At 45.8% G+C, this 15444-nt stretch carries 12 protein-coding genes; 11 read left to right on the top strand and 1 reads right to left on the bottom strand.

What is annotated here, in order from left to right:
* Positions 1 to 40 precede the first annotated feature (40 nt).
* From NL646_RS12700 to NL646_RS12670, 7 genes are all read left to right on the top strand, one after another.
* Complete coding sequence (locus tag NL646_RS12700) at positions 41 to 1618, top strand: anthranilate synthase component 1 (RefSeq protein WP_025578818.1); 1578 nt, start codon at positions 41 to 43, stop codon at positions 1616 to 1618.
* Positions 1619 to 1623: 5 nt separating this feature from the next.
* Positions 1624 to 2214, top strand: a complete 591-nt coding sequence (locus NL646_RS12695) for an aminodeoxychorismate/anthranilate synthase component II (RefSeq protein ID WP_005465090.1) — start codon at positions 1624 to 1626, stop codon at positions 2212 to 2214.
* Between the two features lie 19 nt (positions 2215 to 2233).
* Complete coding sequence (gene trpD / locus NL646_RS12690; protein WP_253664302.1) at positions 2234 to 3232, top strand: anthranilate phosphoribosyltransferase; 999 nt, start codon at positions 2234 to 2236, stop codon at positions 3230 to 3232.
* Between the two features lie 13 nt (positions 3233 to 3245).
* On the top strand, positions 3246 to 4685 hold the full coding sequence (gene trpCF / locus NL646_RS12685; RefSeq protein ID WP_253664301.1) for a bifunctional indole-3-glycerol-phosphate synthase TrpC/phosphoribosylanthranilate isomerase TrpF: 1440 nt from the start codon (positions 3246 to 3248) through the stop codon (positions 4683 to 4685).
* Positions 4686 to 4725: 40 nt separating this feature from the next.
* Positions 4726 to 5916 carry a tryptophan synthase subunit beta gene (trpB, locus tag NL646_RS12680; protein WP_005465096.1) on the top strand — a complete coding sequence of 397 codons (1191 nt, stop codon included), beginning with the start codon at positions 4726 to 4728 and terminating at the stop codon, positions 5914 to 5916.
* A complete protein-coding gene (trpA, locus tag NL646_RS12675) occupies positions 5916 to 6722 on the top strand; it encodes a tryptophan synthase subunit alpha (protein WP_021484954.1) in 807 nt (268 codons plus the stop codon). Before trpB ends, trpA begins: the two co-directional genes overlap by 1 nt.
* A gap of 173 nt (positions 6723 to 6895) precedes the next feature.
* Positions 6896 to 7588: a Crp/Fnr family transcriptional regulator gene (locus tag NL646_RS12670; protein WP_005465100.1), complete on the top strand. Its 693-nt coding sequence runs from the start codon at positions 6896 to 6898 to the stop codon at positions 7586 to 7588.
* A 118-nt stretch (positions 7589 to 7706) separates the two neighbouring features.
* Here the strand turns inward: NL646_RS12670 and NL646_RS12665 are convergent, their stop codons facing one another.
* On the bottom strand, positions 7707 to 9248 hold the full coding sequence (locus NL646_RS12665; protein WP_025793136.1) for a long-chain fatty acid--CoA ligase: 1542 nt from the start codon (positions 9246 to 9248) through the stop codon (positions 7707 to 7709).
* Between the two features lie 541 nt (positions 9249 to 9789).
* Between NL646_RS12665 and NL646_RS12660 the strand changes: the two genes are divergently transcribed.
* From NL646_RS12660 to NL646_RS12645, 4 genes are all read left to right on the top strand, one after another.
* Positions 9790 to 11049 (top strand): dicarboxylate/amino acid:cation symporter, encoded by a 1260-nt coding sequence (locus NL646_RS12660; protein ID WP_005481619.1) that lies wholly within the window; start codon positions 9790 to 9792, stop codon positions 11047 to 11049.
* A 155-nt stretch (positions 11050 to 11204) separates the two neighbouring features.
* Positions 11205 to 12386, top strand: a complete 1182-nt coding sequence (opaM, locus tag NL646_RS12655; protein WP_253664300.1) for an acyl-homoserine-lactone synthase OpaM — start codon at positions 11205 to 11207, stop codon at positions 12384 to 12386.
* Positions 12379 to 14931, top strand: coding sequence for a hybrid sensor histidine kinase/response regulator (locus tag NL646_RS12650; RefSeq protein ID WP_253664299.1), 2553 nt, complete (start codon positions 12379 to 12381; stop codon positions 14929 to 14931). Before opaM ends, NL646_RS12650 begins: the two co-directional genes overlap by 8 nt.
* 95 nt (positions 14932 to 15026) lie before the next feature.
* Positions 15027 to 15269 carry a hypothetical protein gene (locus tag NL646_RS12645; protein ID WP_005481662.1) on the top strand — a complete coding sequence of 81 codons (243 nt, stop codon included), beginning with the start codon at positions 15027 to 15029 and terminating at the stop codon, positions 15267 to 15269.
* Positions 15270 to 15444 lie beyond the last annotated feature (175 nt).

The raw sequence follows: 15444 nt of genomic DNA, 5'->3' as shown, positions 1-15444 counted from the left end.
ATGTACTGCAGGACGATTAAAACAGCTACAAGGAGGTCTTGTGAACAAGGCCATTGAAATTAAGAAACTTGGACAACTGGAAGTATTAAAAGCTTCTGTTCCTTACACTCAAGACCCAACCCGTCTGTTCCATACTATTTGTGAGAACAAAACGGATAGCTTGCTTTTAGAATCGGCTGAAATTGATTCTAAACAGAATCTCAAATCGCTGTTAATCGTCGATTCTGCGGTTCGCATCGTTTGTTATGGACATACCGTCAGCTTTCATGCTCTAACGGAGAACGGCAAAAACCTACTGACGCATGTGAATCAAAACGTACGTGGCGAAGTCGCAAGCCAATTTGACGGCGAAACACTGACTTTAGAATTCATCCAACCATGCGATACGATTGATGAAGATTCTCGTCTACGAGAAGCCTCTTCTTTTGATGCGCTTCGTTTGGTACAGCACAGTTTTGATCTTTCTTCGCAAGACAAACATGCCATTTTCCTTGGTGGCCTATTTGCGTATGACTTGGTGGCGAACTTCGAACCATTAGGAGACGCGGTAGCAACAAACCAGTGTCCGGATTACGTCTTCTATGTTGCGGAAACATTGCTGGTTGTAGATCACCAAACAGAATCCTGCCAACTGCAAGCAACATTGTTCGTTGACGGCTCGCAAAAAGCAGCGCTAGAAAGTCGAATCGAAGATATCCGAGCTCAATGCACATCGCCAAAGCGTCTTCCAGACGCAACGCAAGTGGCCAATATCACAGCTCAACCAAGCGTTTCGGATCAAGATTTCTGTCAAATCGTCCGTGATCTAAAAGAATTCGTGGTAAAAGGCGATATTTTCCAAGTGGTTCCTTCTCGTCGATTCACATTGCCTTGCCCTTCTCCGCTAGCTGCTTACAAAGAGCTAAAGCAAAGCAACCCAAGCCCTTACATGTTCTACATGCAAGACGAGCTGTTCACTTTGTTTGGTGCGTCTCCAGAAAGTGCGTTGAAGTATGAAACCGACACCAACCAAATAGAAATCTACCCAATTGCAGGGACTCGCCGTCGCGGTAAACGTCCAAATGGCGAAATCGATTTTGATTTAGATAGCCGTATTGAACTTGAACTGCGTAGCGACAAAAAAGAGAACGCTGAACATATGATGTTGGTAGACCTAGCTCGTAATGATGTAGCGCGCATCTCGCAAGCTGGTACTCGTCATGTTGCCGATCTCCTTAAAGTCGACCGCTATAGCCATGTTATGCACTTGGTGTCTCGCGTGGTTGGCCAGTTGCGCGATGACCTTGATGCTTTGCACGCTTACCAAGCTTGTATGAACATGGGCACGTTAACTGGAGCGCCAAAAATTCGTGCAATGCAACTGATTCGCGATGTCGAAGGTGCTCGTCGTGGCAGCTATGGCGGAGCGGTAGGCTACCTGACAGGAGAAGGCACGCTCGACACTTGTATCGTGATTCGCTCGGCTTACGTGGAAAACGGCATTGCTCAAGTACAAGCAGGTGCAGGCGTGGTATTCGATTCTGACCCTCAAGCGGAAGCCGATGAAACACGCGGAAAAGCTCAAGCGGTTATCTCTGCTATTCAAGCAGCGCATTCTCAACCTGCGAACAAGGAGTAGCAGACATGGCGAACATCGTATTCATCGATAACTTTGACTCGTTCACCTATAACCTTGTGGACCAATTCCGCTCATTAGGTCACTCAGTCAAAATTTATCGTAACCACATTCCGGCAGAAACCATCGAACAAGCAATAAACGAGCTCGAAAACCCCGTCGTTCTGCTATCACCGGGGCCAGGTGCGCCATCAGAAGCTGGTTCGATGCCAGAGCTGATTCAACGAATGAAAGGCAAAGTGCCAATGATTGGTATTTGTCTTGGTCACCAAGCGATTGTTGAAGCGTACGGCGGTACTGTCGCTGGCGCTGGTGAAATCATCCACGGCAAAGTGTCGATGATGGAGCACCAAGACCACGCAATTTATCAAAATCTGCCATCGCCACTTGCAATTGCGCGTTACCATTCTTTAGTGGCGACAAAGGTACCAGACAGCCTGACCATCACTGCCGAAGTCGACAATTTGGTCATGTCTGTTGTGCACGAACAAGATAAAGTTTGCGGATTTCAGTTCCACCCAGAGTCAATAATGACGACTTACGGCGCAACCTTGTTGGGCAACGCGATTGAATGGGCGCTTGAGAAAAATAACGCATAAGGAAATGGGGAGAGAAACTATGGAAGCAATCATCAACAAACTGTACGAACAGCAATCACTGACTCAAGAAGAAAGCCAACAGCTATTCGACATTATTATTCGCGGCGAGCTTGATCCAATTTTAATGGCATCGGCATTAACAGCATTAAAGATCAAAGGCGAAACGCCTGATGAAATTGCCGGTGCAGCAAAAGCCCTACTGGCGAATGCGAACCCGTTCCCTCGTCCTGATTACAACTTTGCAGACATCGTAGGGACAGGGGGCGATGGTCACAATACTATCAATATCTCGACGACGGCCGCCTTTGTTGCAGCAGCATGTGGCTTAAAAGTCGCGAAACACGGCAACCGCAGCGTATCAAGTAAATCCGGCTCTTCTGACTTACTGGACTCGTTTGGCATCAACCTAGCAATGAGTGCTGAAGACACCCGCAAAGCGGTTGACGACATTGGCGTTGCCTTCTTGTTCGCGCCTCAATATCACGGAGGCGTTCGCCACGCGATGCCTGTGCGCCAAACCATGAAAACGCGCACCATTTTCAACATTCTTGGCCCGTTGATTAACCCTGCACGTCCAAACATCGAACTAATGGGCGTCTACAGTGAAGAACTGGTTCGTCCTATCGCAGAAACCATGCTACAAATGGGTATGAAGCGCGCCGCTGTCGTACATGGTAGCGGATTGGATGAAGTGGCCATTCACGGTACAACAACGGTTGCCGAAATCAAAGATGGCAAGATCACTGAATACACCCTAACGCCAGAAGATTTTGGTCTAGAGTCTCACCCGTTAGAAGCCATTAAAGGCGGCGACCCGGAAGAAAACAAAGCAATAATCACCAACATTCTGACGGGTAAAGGTACAGACGCACAATTAGGTGCAGTCGCGGTTAACGTCGCACTTCTAATGCGTTTATTCGGCCACGAAGATTTAAAAGCCAACACGCAGCAAGCGATCGAGGCTATGAACTCAGGCAAAGCTTACCAATTGGTACAGCAACTTGCCGCACACGCTTAAGGAACAGATGAAGATGACTGACTTCAACACCCAGCAAGCAAACAACTTATCAGAGCACGTCTCAAAAAAAGAAGCAGAAATGGCGGAAGTGCTTGCCAAAATTGTTCGCGATAAATACCAATGGGTAGCAGAGCGAAAAGCATCACAGCATCTGAGCACTTTTCAGTCAGATCTATTGCCGTCGGATCGCAGTTTTTATGATGCATTGAGTGGCGATAAAACCGTATTCATTACAGAATGCAAAAAGGCATCGCCATCAAAAGGCCTTATTCGCAACGACTTCGATTTGGACTACATCGCGTCGGTTTACAACAACTACGCAGACGCGATCTCGGTTCTGACCGATGAAAAATACTTCCAGGGTAGCTTCGATTTTCTGCCTCAAGTTCGCCGACAAGTGAAACAGCCAGTGTTGTGTAAGGACTTCATGGTCGATACCTACCAAGTTTACCTTGCTCGTCATTATGGCGCGGATGCGGTATTGCTCATGCTTTCGGTACTGAATGACGAAGAGTACAAAGCGTTAGAAGAAGCTGCGCACAGCCTAAACATGGGCATTTTAACGGAAGTCAGCAACGAAGAAGAGCTTCACCGCGCAGTTCAGCTTGGCGCTAAAGTTATCGGTATAAACAACCGCAACTTGCGCGACTTAACAACGGATTTAAACCGAACTAAAGCGCTTGCGCCAACCATTCGTAAGCTTGCACCAAACGCAACGGTTATTTCAGAGTCTGGCATTTACACTCATCAACAAGTTCGTGACTTAGCAGAATATGCAGACGGCTTTTTGATTGGCAGCTCGCTGATGGCGGAAGACAACTTAGAACTTGCGGTTCGTAAAGTAACGCTAGGTGAAAATAAGGTTTGCGGTCTGACTCACCCAGATGATGCGGCAAAAGCGTATCAAGCAGGCGCAGTATTTGGTGGTCTGATTTTCGTTGAGAAATCAAAACGAGCGGTCGATTTTGAAAGTGCTCGCCTAACCATGAGCGGCGCGCCACTTAATTATGTTGGCGTGTTCCAAAATCACGACGTTGATTATGTCGCCTCAATCGTAACGTCGTTGGGTTTAAAAGCCGCGCAGTTACATGGGCTAGAAGATCAAGAGTACGTCAACCAGCTCAAAAAAGAACTACCCGTTGGCGTCGAGATTTGGAAAGCCTACGGCGTGGCGGATACAAAGCCATCCTTGCTCGCAGACAACATTGACCGTCACCTACTGGATGCTCAAGTTGGTACTCAAACTGGCGGCACAGGCCACGTGTTCGACTGGTCTTTGATCGGCGATCCAAGTCAAATCATGCTGGCAGGTGGACTGTCGCCTGAAAATGCACAGCAAGCAGCAAAATTAGGCTGCTTGGGATTAGATTTAAACTCTGGAGTAGAAAGCGCACCGGGGAAAAAAGATTCACAGAAGTTGCAAGCCGCATTTCACGCTATTCGCAACTACTAAAGTTATTCGCAGTTATAAAAATACGAGAAGGATTATCAAAATGGCAAAACTGAATGCCTACTTTGGCGAATATGGCGGTCAATACGTTCCGCAAATTCTAGTTCCAGCACTTGAGCAACTAGAGCAAGCGTTTATTGACGCGCAAGAAGATCCAGAATTCCGCAGCGAGTTCATGACGCTCCTTCAAGAGTACGCTGGTCGCCCAACGGCACTGACTCTGACTCGTAACCTAACCAAAGGCACAAAAACAAAATTGTACCTAAAACGTGAAGATCTGCTTCACGGCGGCGCACACAAAACCAACCAAGTACTTGGTCAGGCGCTACTTGCGAAGCGCATGGGTAAACACGAAATCATCGCAGAAACAGGCGCAGGTCAACACGGTGTAGCAACTGCACTTGCGTGTGCACTACTTGGCCTTAAGTGTCGAGTTTACATGGGTGCAAAAGACGTTGAACGTCAAAGCCCGAACGTGTTCCGCATGAAACTGATGGGTGCAGAAGTAATTCCTGTCCATTCAGGCTCTGCAACACTTAAAGATGCTTGTAATGAAGCACTGCGTGATTGGTCAGGCAGCTACGAAGACGCACACTACCTTCTCGGTACAGCTGCAGGCCCTCACCCATTCCCGACTATTGTGCGTGAGTTCCAACGCATGATTGGTGAAGAAACTAAAAACCAAATTCTGGCACGTGAAGGTCGCCTACCTGATGCTGTTATCGCCTGTGTGGGTGGCGGCTCAAACGCGATTGGTATGTTTGCAGATTTTATCGAAGAAGAAAGCGTTCGCCTGATTGGCGTGGAGCCAGCAGGTAAAGGTATCGATACAGATCAACACGGTGCGCCACTTAAGCATGGTAAAACAGGTATCTTCTTTGGTATGAAGGCACCATTAATGCAAGATGAGAATGGTCAGGTTGAAGAGTCTTACTCTGTTTCAGCAGGTCTAGACTTCCCTTCTGTTGGTCCACAGCACGCACACCTTAACGCTATCGGTCGCGCTGAATACGACAACGTAACGGATGATGAAGCATTAGAAGCATTCCAAGAACTAGCTCGCAGCGAAGGCATCATTCCTGCACTTGAATCTTCTCATGCTCTGGCACATGCACTGCGCATGGCTCGTGAGAATCCTGAAAAAGAGCAATTACTGGTTGTTAACCTATCTGGTCGTGGTGACAAAGACATCTTCACCGTACACGCCATCTTAGAAGAAAAAGGAGTAATCTAATGAGCCGTTATGAGAAGATGTTTGCACGCCTAAACGAGAAAAACCAAGGCGCATTTGTACCATTCGTGACGGTTTGTGATCCAAACGCCGAGCAATCGTACAAGATCATGGAAACACTGGTTGAATCTGGCGCTGATGCGCTTGAACTTGGTATTCCGTTCTCAGACCCATTGGCGGACGGCCCAACAATTCAAGGAGCCAACATTCGAGCCTTAGATTCGGGTGCAACTCCGGATATCTGTTTTGAGCAAATCGGAAAAATTCGAGCAAAGTACCCAGACCTACCAATTGGTCTATTGATGTACGCCAACCTTGTATACTCACGCGGTATTGAAAGTTTCTACGAGCGCTGTGCAAAAGCGGGCATCGACTCCGTTCTCATTGCAGACGTTCCGACTAACGAAAGCACAGAGTTCGTAACCGCGGCAGAGAAATTTGGAATCCACCCAATCTTTATCGCACCACCAACGGCAAGTGACGAGACACTAAAACAAGTTTCTGAATTAGGCGGCGGCTACACTTACCTGCTTTCGCGCGCGGGTGTGACGGGTGCAGAAACCAAAGCTAACATGCCAGTTGACCACATGCTTGAAAAGCTAAACCAGTTTGATGCACCACCAGCGTTACTAGGTTTCGGCATTTCTGAACCAGCACAAGTAAAACAAGCCATTGAAGCGGGTGCTGCAGGTGCAATTTCGGGTTCAGCAGTCGTAAAAATCATCGAAGCACACGTAGAGCAACCGCAAATCATGCTCGATAAGCTTGGGGAATTTGTCTCAGCAATGAAAGCGGCAACTCAAAAGTAATCGACACCACAAGCTAAACACAGCAAACGCCCATTAATTCTCGTTAATGGGCGTTTTTTCTATCAACTTGATTGCAAACCTCGCAATGCTCTCACTTCCAACCGTCTTTTAAAGAAGCGAATCCATAAAGTGATAACATGCCATTGTTCAAACCTGTTGTGTAAGGTACTGACATGGAAGATATCAAATCGTTGTTGCTGCAATGCCCTGTTTTAGCCGGTTTGCCAGTGGAAGGAATAAACGAAGCAGTACAAATCGTTCGCGCACGACACTTCGACGAGAAAGCACTCATTTGCAGCAAAGGCGCGCAGCACTCTTCATTGATGGTGATCGCCAAAGGATCTGTACGCGTTAACTCGATAAGTTCCAAAGGAAAAGAAGTCACCTTGATGATTTTCGAAGCCGGAGGATGGTTTGGCGACAATGTATTTTCACCCGGCATGCCACGTATTTTCGGAGCAACAGCTCATACCGACGTAACCCTATTAGAGCTACCTGGCGATAAATTTCGGCAGTTGTTAGCCAAATATCCACAAAGCTACCCTGTGATTCTGGATCTGCTCAGCCGCAGATTATGGTCAGCTATTTCCGTTATCGAAGACGACGCCATTCGCGGTATAGAAGAGAGGATCGGCAGACGGTTATTGCTTCTGGCAGAATATCAACATAACCGTCCTATAAGTGCCCAGTCTTGTGTAGTGAAAGTGACTCGTGAGCACATCGCCAACATGATGGGGCTAACACGACAAAGTGTTCACAAGGTATTAAAGAAATTGGAAAACTCGAACGTTCTTAGGCTGCAATACGGCAGTATTACCATACTGAATCCACTGAAAATGGAAGCGTATCTCAAACAGTTGGAATAGTTGTAGATGCAAACACGTCTCTGGTCTAACCGGCGAACTCAGCCAAAACGACCACCAGCCAATGCCATGTAGATCAAACAAAAAGCCAGCGAGAGCTTCGCTGGCTTTGACATCATACTTATGCGACTTCGAGTTCCGATTTTAGCTCTCTCTTTAAGATCTTACCCGTAGCACTCATCGGTAACTGTTCACGAATTTCGACAAACCTTGGGTATTTGAAATTGGCTAACTGCTCTCGCCCCCATAATTGCAGCTCATCGGCTTCGACAAATTGATTCGGTTTTAATACCACGTAGGCTTTGATCTCTTCGCCATATTCTTGATGCGGAATACCTATCACGGCCACCATCGCTACCGCAGGATGCGTCATGAATACTTCTTCAATCTCACGAGGATACACATTGAAGCCTCCTCGAATGATCAGGTCTTTCATCCTGTCGACAATAAACAGATTACCCGACTCATCAAATCGCCCGACGTCACCGGTATGGAACCAACCACTTTGCAACACCGATTCCGTCACTTCTGGGCGATCGAGATAACCTTTCATGACGTTGTGCCCGCGCACAATAATTTCTCCTTCCTCACCGACAGGGAGAGCATGACCGTCAAGATCAACGACTTTCACCTCAACACCTTGAATCGGTTGCCCGACAGAGCCCGGTACTCGCTCCTGATCAAGGTGATTAAAACACGCTATCGGACTGGTTTCGGACAAGCCGTAACCTTCTAAAATTGGTACATTGAATCGTGCTTCAAAGGTCTTAAATACTTCTGTCGGTAGCGACGAGCCTCCACTAACGGCTACTCGTAGCGACGAAATATCGCAATTATGTTCAACATGCAGCAAACCAATGTACATCGTAGGCACACCGGCAAAGAGCGTCACTCGATGCTTTTCGATCAGCTCCAACACATGTTTCGGATCAAATCGAGGTACTAAAACCAAAGTTGCACCGCTTTGCACGCTAGCATTGAGATGCACGGTTTGACCGAATGTATGAAACAGTGGCAACGTTACTAGATGAACATCATCAGCCTGACTCGCCATGATGTTCTGAGCCACAAGCGCATTCATTACGATGTTTTGCTGCGTGAGCTCTGCTCCTTTGGGCAGTCCCGTTGTGCCTGATGTATACAAAATCACACAAGTGTCATCCGCATCGCGAGCAACGTAATCCGCCAAAGGTTCGATATCTTCTATAAAAGACGTCAGTGTCGGTAAACCTTGGTACTCTTTTTGAGTGTGATCTTGCGTCATTACGATCATCGTTTCACACGCATCCACCTCTTTAAACGCTTTCATGCCTTCTTTCGCCATTGGCAGTTCGGGCGTTCCTTCAAAACAGAAGTAAAACTTCGCTTTCGAATCTTCTAGGTGGTATTTGATTTCTCTAGATTTGAGCAACACATTCAGCGGAACGGTAACGGCACCCGCCTTCTGAACCGCAAAATAAACGAAAGGAAAGAAAGGCAAATTCGGGCACGATAACGCCACTCGGTCTCCCGGTTTGACGCCTGCTTTAATCATCGAAGTCGCGATCTTACCCGCAATCGCGTCAAATTCTGCGTATGTGAATTTTTTATCACCACATATCAAAGCCGTTTTATTCGGTTTACTTGCAGCATTTCTCTGCAAGGCAGCAGCAAGGTTCATCATAATGGCTTACCCTCTAAAACTTTGTCATTTTCATTTTTGTTCGTGAATTCCTTTAAGAGAGTCACGCATCATGGGCGACTAAGAGGCTTGGAAAAGCCACACCGCCTTTTATTAACATTACATTTACAAGATTTAAAAACGCAAGAATGTAAAAAATTTAACATTCAGATGCCCGCACGAACCAAAATGTGAGCGTGTTAGCTAATTATTGTTATAAATATCAAACCAAAAAATCAAAGCCCTTCCTCAACTCCACCGTTGAACAAGCCATTAACATTAACTTAATTTCAACAAACGCAATTTATCACTCAAGAACACATCGAGACACAGAATCCATACATCAAGCAAATGGCAATCGTTTGCTATCGTGCAAAAAATTAGCACCCGTCAATGAAATATCGATTATTTCATCAATAAGCTTCTGCTGCATATTGCCAATTGTGAACGATACGTGTAAAAAGCAAGGCGAGATAATTATCCATAAAACAATTACAGGCTGGTGGGTAATTTTAGGATTTTACATTTTATTAGCACAGAGGTTATGGAAGTGTTAAAACAAAAGAGTTTGCTAAACAACATTGGCGTGCAAGTCGTCATTGCAATGATCGTGGGTACTGCCGTTGGTGCTCTAATGGGTCATGATGCGACTGTATTCGCGCCATTAGGTGCTATCTTTATCAACCTAATCAAGATGCTGGTAATCCCATTGGTTGCTGTCGCTTTGATTTCTGGTGCTGCTGGTCTTGGTAACAGCCAGTCTGCGGGTAAAGTTGGCTTGGTAACATTGGGTTACTTCGGTTTAACTTCGGCTCTAGCAGTTGCATTGGCTCTGTTTATGGGTGAAGTATTCCAACCGGGCATGGGCATCGACGTTTCTGGCGTAGAAGGCATGTTCTCGGCAGAGTACGCTTCAAAAGGTGAACTACCTACTTTCTGGGCAACCATTACTGGTATGATCCCAACCAACGTTTTCCAATCACTGAATGAAGCGAACATCCTACAGATCCTAGTATTCTGTATGTTCTTTGGTATTGCGATTTCTAAGCAAGCGAAAGAGCGTCGTGAACCAATCATCAATGGCGTGAACTGCATTGTTGATGCAATGGTTTGGATGATCAATAAAGTGATGATCATTGCACCTATTGGTGTTTTTGGTCTGATGGCAGAAGCCGTAGGTACGTTCGGTTTTGGCGCACTCATGGTTGTATTCAAACTGTTCGTTGTTTACGTTGCGGCAATCCTTGTGTTTGGCTTTATCGTATACCCTGCAATGGTGCATGTTTTCACTAAGACATCAGCGAAGAAATTCGTGTCTGCAATGAAAAAACCACAAGCAGTTGCACTATCAACAGCGTCGTCAATGGCGACACTGCCTGTCACTATGGATACGTGTGAAAAAGAACTTGGCGTGAAAAACTCAACTGCGTCATTCGTTCTGCCTCTGGGCGCGACCATCAACATGTCTGGTAATGCGATTTACTACGGCTTGGTGGCTATCTTCTTTGCACAGCTGTTCAACATCGACCTAGGCATGGGCGCTTACATCGCGATCATCGTGACTTCAACACTAGGTGCGGTTGGTCAAGCTGGTGTTCCGGGCCCTTCTTTCCTAGTGGTAGCAGTACTACTAGCGGCGGGTATCCCAATTGAAGGTCTGCCTCTACTCTTCGCTCTTGACCGTATCTTCGACATGATTCGTACGGCTCTAAACATTACTGGTGATGCAGCATGTGCGGTCATTGTTGATGCTTTAGTAGAAGAAACTGCCGCTGAAGCGGAGTTACAAAAGCAAGAAGCTTAGTTTCCTAACAAATACTTAAAAGCCGCTCAAAAGAGCGGCTTTTTTTTCGATTCTTTGCATTACGTAACCATACAAATATAAACTAATAGCATAATTTTTCTGAAGTGATATAACGCCCGTACTAACTATAAAAAACGTCAGATCTAGGTTGTATCATGAGTCTTAAGCTGTCTTTGGTTTCGCTTTCCAATACAGATTTGCCTATTGAAACAAAACAACAGGCACTGATCGATATTGTTCTTCGCTTCCTCACACCACAAGAGAGAGCCTCTCTCTTTGAGTCCATCACTCATCAACGAGAAACGAACTTGCTGGCACGCTATCCTGAGTACCAATCCAAAAGTCTTTCTGTCTTGTTTGAGTTAATGGATTATCGAGATTTGGTTCGACTGCATCCGAACAACCTACATGACGACGTCTATTTACTTGAACTAACCGTAGCAGAGTGCTTCCCTCATTGGTTAGACTTTTGGTGCGCTTGCGAAATCGAAGCCATCAAACAGAAATACTCGCTTGAAAACCGCGAGCCAGCGACTGAACTCTCCTTCGAAGACGCCTCTTACTCAGCAATGCTCATTGATGATATTTCAGAGTCTTCAATGCGCGTTCAACTGCCCAGCTACCCAGTGGCAATGACCTTGAGTGACGCAGTTGCGCTGAGTAATTTGGAGCTCTTCGTTCAAGGAGAAAAGTGGTATGAGATTTTGCCCTTGTTGTCACTTTCTCAGAAAGGTAAGCACTTTATTCTGCTCCAAACTCAGACAACTCCGGTGTTGGTCGCATCAGCGCTAATCCAAGACTGGAACCAACGTAACACTTGGCTAAGTTATGCGCCGCAGTTTAACAGTGAAAAATGGCGATTCTGTCTCCCCCTGCACGGCTATCAAGAGCTTAATCGTCTTGATATCTTGGCAAGTGACCTCGTTACAGACTATGGTTCTTTAACAGTGTTTGATCAGGCATTCCAAACACACATAACTAAAACAGAGACGGTATGCGAAGTGCTACGTCTTACTGTGAGCGGCAGCGTTCAACACAAGCTCTACTTCTTATATCTTGCACAAAAAGAGATGATGAATGTGCTGTTTCAGTCAGGCTACAAGGTTGGGTTCACCATTATAGAACAAGCGTTCATGTTAAATTTTTATCAATCTATTGATTCTAAAGCCTACTTTCATTCAGGATACTGCGACATTAACGGTGACGGTATTAATACGTACCGGGGCTTCTGGAATTTTGAATCGATGGTAGACACCTTTAAACGCACAGACTTTCGCGATTATAAACGCCGTATTCGAGTAATCAGACAAAATACGCAGGTGAATGAACATGCTTGATATAGGTCTTAGTGGCCTACTCTACCCGAAAGCCATCACACTGTTTGCTACAGTGGCCGTGGTTCTCGTGTGGCTGCTGTACTACTGCTATCGCCTTAAACAAAAGAACGAAGTGATCTTAGGTTCGTACCACGCGCCTTATATCGCCTATTCGACATGCATTATTATTTGGATTAGCAGTAACGCCTACTTCCATACCGATTTGCTACCTCTGCTTGGGCCAGAGGGCGGCATTTTCATGGCGAAATTAGCCAACTTAGCTTCCTTCTTCGCATTTGCTTTTGCTTTCTACTTTTCTTGCCAGCTCGCCGCTGAGCAGAAAAAAGGCAAAGTAAAACTGTGGCAACAAGGCATCTTTGTTGCGCTGACGGTTTATTCTCTGGTCATCAATTTACGCCCGAACCTAACCGTTGAGAATGTGCTGATTGATGGCCCTAGCCAATTTGTGATTGAGTTTGGCCCTCACACTTCTTATTTCTTCATGGGATTGGTGACCTTTGTCGTTATGACACTCACCAACCTCATTAGCATGCGCGCAAACAGCAGTAAGCTCTCTATAGCGAAGAACAATTACATGATCGCAGGGATCTTAGTATTCATGCTGTCTACGGCTGTCATACACCTAGGCATGACCTACTTCCTTGGGGATTTCTCACTAACGTGGCTGCCACCAGCGTTATCCATCAGTGAAATGCTGTTTGTTGGTTACGCGCTGCTTACATCGAGATTCTACAGCGCCAAATACCTTGCTTATCTGACGATCAGTGTGCTTTTTGTGTGCACCATTTTCGTCCTGCCATTAGGTGCGGTATTTATTCCAATGTCTGAAGACAATCAATGGCTCATCTCAATTCCGATTTGCGCCTTGATTGGCATCACCTGGCACTTGGTCTACAAACGCGTTAGCCGAATCGCATCGTTCTTTATCTACGGCAATCGACAAACACCAGTTCAGCAGATCTTAGCGTTAGAAGAAGAGTTTAAGCGCTCAATCGACGATGCCGTGCATCAGTTGAGCACATTACTCAACATACCCAATGACAAGCTTCAACTCGTAACCAGTAACTACACCGAAACCTTCTACGAAGATTATTTACACAGCAATGATTCGGTTTTGGTGCTCGACGAACTTTCTGAAAGACTCGACGAAAAACCGTCTTCAAAAGGTTCAATCAAAGCTCTGTATGAACGCATGAGATCGAGTAATACGGCACTTGTTATGCCACTGTTTGGCCGTGAAAAGTCAGTTTCACATTTGCTGATTTCTTCACACAAAAGCGATAACAAACTGTTCTCGAACGAAGAGATTTCAGCACTACAAACATTGTTGATCCGCGTACAAAATACGATTGAGTCTGATAGGAAGATTCGTCAAAGCCGCGCGTTGGCCAACTCGATCGCCCATGAGATGCGCAACCCATTGGCGCAAGTTCAGCTTCAATTTGAAGCGCTGAAACAGCACATTGATAGCAATGCATCCGATGACAAGATCAGAAGCGATATCGAAAAAGGCCAAGCAGCAATTCAGCGTGGACGCCAACTCATCGACATCATCTTGCGCGAAGTCAGCGATACTTCTGCTGTGCATGAGCCCCTTTCGCTCACCTCGATTCATAAAGCGGTGGATCTTGCGGTGAGTCGATACGGTTTTGAAAACGAACACATCATCGAAAGGGTGAAACTTCCGACTCAAAACGACTTTGTCGCCAAAATCAACGAGACGCTGTTTAACTTTGTCATTTTCAATTTGATTCGCAATGCGATTTACTATTTTGATTCCTATCCCGATAGTCAAATTGAAATCAGAACTCTCGTCGGCCCTTATGAAAACACGCTTGTTTTCCGCGATACAGGGCCAGGGATTGATGACAGCATCGTACACAAAATCTTTGATGACTTTTTCTCATTCCAGAAAAGCGGCGGTAGCGGACTTGGCTTGGGGTACTGTCAGCGTGTGATGCGTTCTTTTGGTGGTCGAATTGAGTGTAAATCGGTAACTAATGAATTTACTGAGTTTTATCTGTATTTTCCGGTTGTGCCAAATGCACCGAAAGTAGAAACGCTTCGGACGCCAAACTTTTACAACTGGAATCAGAAAGTCAAAACCACACCAAGTCCAGAACCTGTCGTTCAAATCAACAAAGATGCACCAACTGTGCTCATTGTCGATGATAAAGAGGTGCAACGTACTTTGGTTCAAATGTACCTAAATCGACTTGGCGTCAATAGTTTACAAGCCAATAACGGCGCAAATGCGGTGGAACTGTTTCAATCACATCAGGTCGATTTGGTGTTGATGGATGTTCAAATGCCGGTAATGAATGGGTTTGATGCCAGCGAAAAAATCAAGCAGTGCTCTCCAACTACACCAATCATCGCCCTGTCTGGCGAGTCTGGAGAGAAAGAGCTCGAGATGATCGCTAAGTTGATGGATGGTCGTCTGGAAAAGCCAACCACACTCAACGCATTACGTGATGTACTGGTGAGATGGCTTCATTTCGATAAAATCAGCGTGACGAACAGTTATCAAATTGCGAATGAATAGTTGGCATTAAAACTGCTTAAATGAAGTACAAACCGAATTATCCAGAGCGTTGAGCTTGCTGTTATGCAGTCAGTAAGCTTGATAAGGAGATGGCTATGTTACTTCACCGACACACATATTACGGCTTGATTCATCACGGAATAAAAGCACTATTGTTAGACAGAATCGGACGCTACACCGAGGAAGAGTATCACCAATATTTGAGTCTAATGACAGGTAAATCAACTTGCTTCACCATGACGCATGAAGAGCTAGAAGCCACCGTCGATAACTTGTTGAGAGAAGGCTATTTGGAAGACGTAAAGTCTCTGATTTCTCAATACCAACGTGTGGCGTAAGAAAGAACCGTTTAGCACTCGAGTCATGAGTCAAGCCTACAGAAGCTCACCAAGCTATCTGTATTAACGAGCAAGATTTCGCCTTTTTAGGTGCCTTAAACATATCAATACATTGCCGCTCATTGAGCGGCAATTTTTTATCCAAATCCCCTGAGCTATTCACATTACGCCAGAT

Origin of the sequence: Vibrio sp. Y20_XG_PY13, from assembly GCF_024181925.1 — a bacterium.
Lineage (GTDB): Bacteria > Pseudomonadota > Gammaproteobacteria > Enterobacterales > Vibrionaceae > Vibrio > Vibrio parahaemolyticus.
Note: the sequence above shows the minus strand (reverse complement) of the source record. Positions and strands in the feature narration are given on the sequence as shown.

What these genes read in the sequence shown, in the direction of transcription:
- NL646_RS12695 (WP_005465090.1), top strand. Translation starts at nt 1,624, where the DNA reads ATGGCGAACATCGTATTCATCGATAACTTTGACTCGTTCACCTATAAC.
- trpD (WP_253664302.1), top strand. Translation starts at nt 2,234, where the DNA reads ATGGAAGCAATCATCAACAAACTGTACGAACAGCAATCACTGACTCAA.
- trpCF (WP_253664301.1), top strand. Translation starts at nt 3,246, where the DNA reads ATGACTGACTTCAACACCCAGCAAGCAAACAACTTATCAGAGCACGTC.
- trpB (WP_005465096.1), top strand. Translation starts at nt 4,726, where the DNA reads ATGGCAAAACTGAATGCCTACTTTGGCGAATATGGCGGTCAATACGTT.
- trpA (WP_021484954.1), top strand. Translation starts at nt 5,916, where the DNA reads ATGAGCCGTTATGAGAAGATGTTTGCACGCCTAAACGAGAAAAACCAA.
- NL646_RS12670 (WP_005465100.1), top strand. Translation starts at nt 6,896, where the DNA reads ATGGAAGATATCAAATCGTTGTTGCTGCAATGCCCTGTTTTAGCCGGT.
- NL646_RS12665 (WP_025793136.1), bottom strand. Translation starts at nt 9,248, where the DNA reads ATGATGAACCTTGCTGCTGCCTTGCAGAGAAATGCTGCAAGTAAACCG.
- NL646_RS12660 (WP_005481619.1), top strand. Translation starts at nt 9,790, where the DNA reads ATGGAAGTGTTAAAACAAAAGAGTTTGCTAAACAACATTGGCGTGCAA.
- opaM (WP_253664300.1), top strand. Translation starts at nt 11,205, where the DNA reads ATGAGTCTTAAGCTGTCTTTGGTTTCGCTTTCCAATACAGATTTGCCT.
- NL646_RS12650 (WP_253664299.1), top strand. Translation starts at nt 12,379, where the DNA reads ATGCTTGATATAGGTCTTAGTGGCCTACTCTACCCGAAAGCCATCACA.
- NL646_RS12645 (WP_005481662.1), top strand. Translation starts at nt 15,027, where the DNA reads ATGTTACTTCACCGACACACATATTACGGCTTGATTCATCACGGAATA.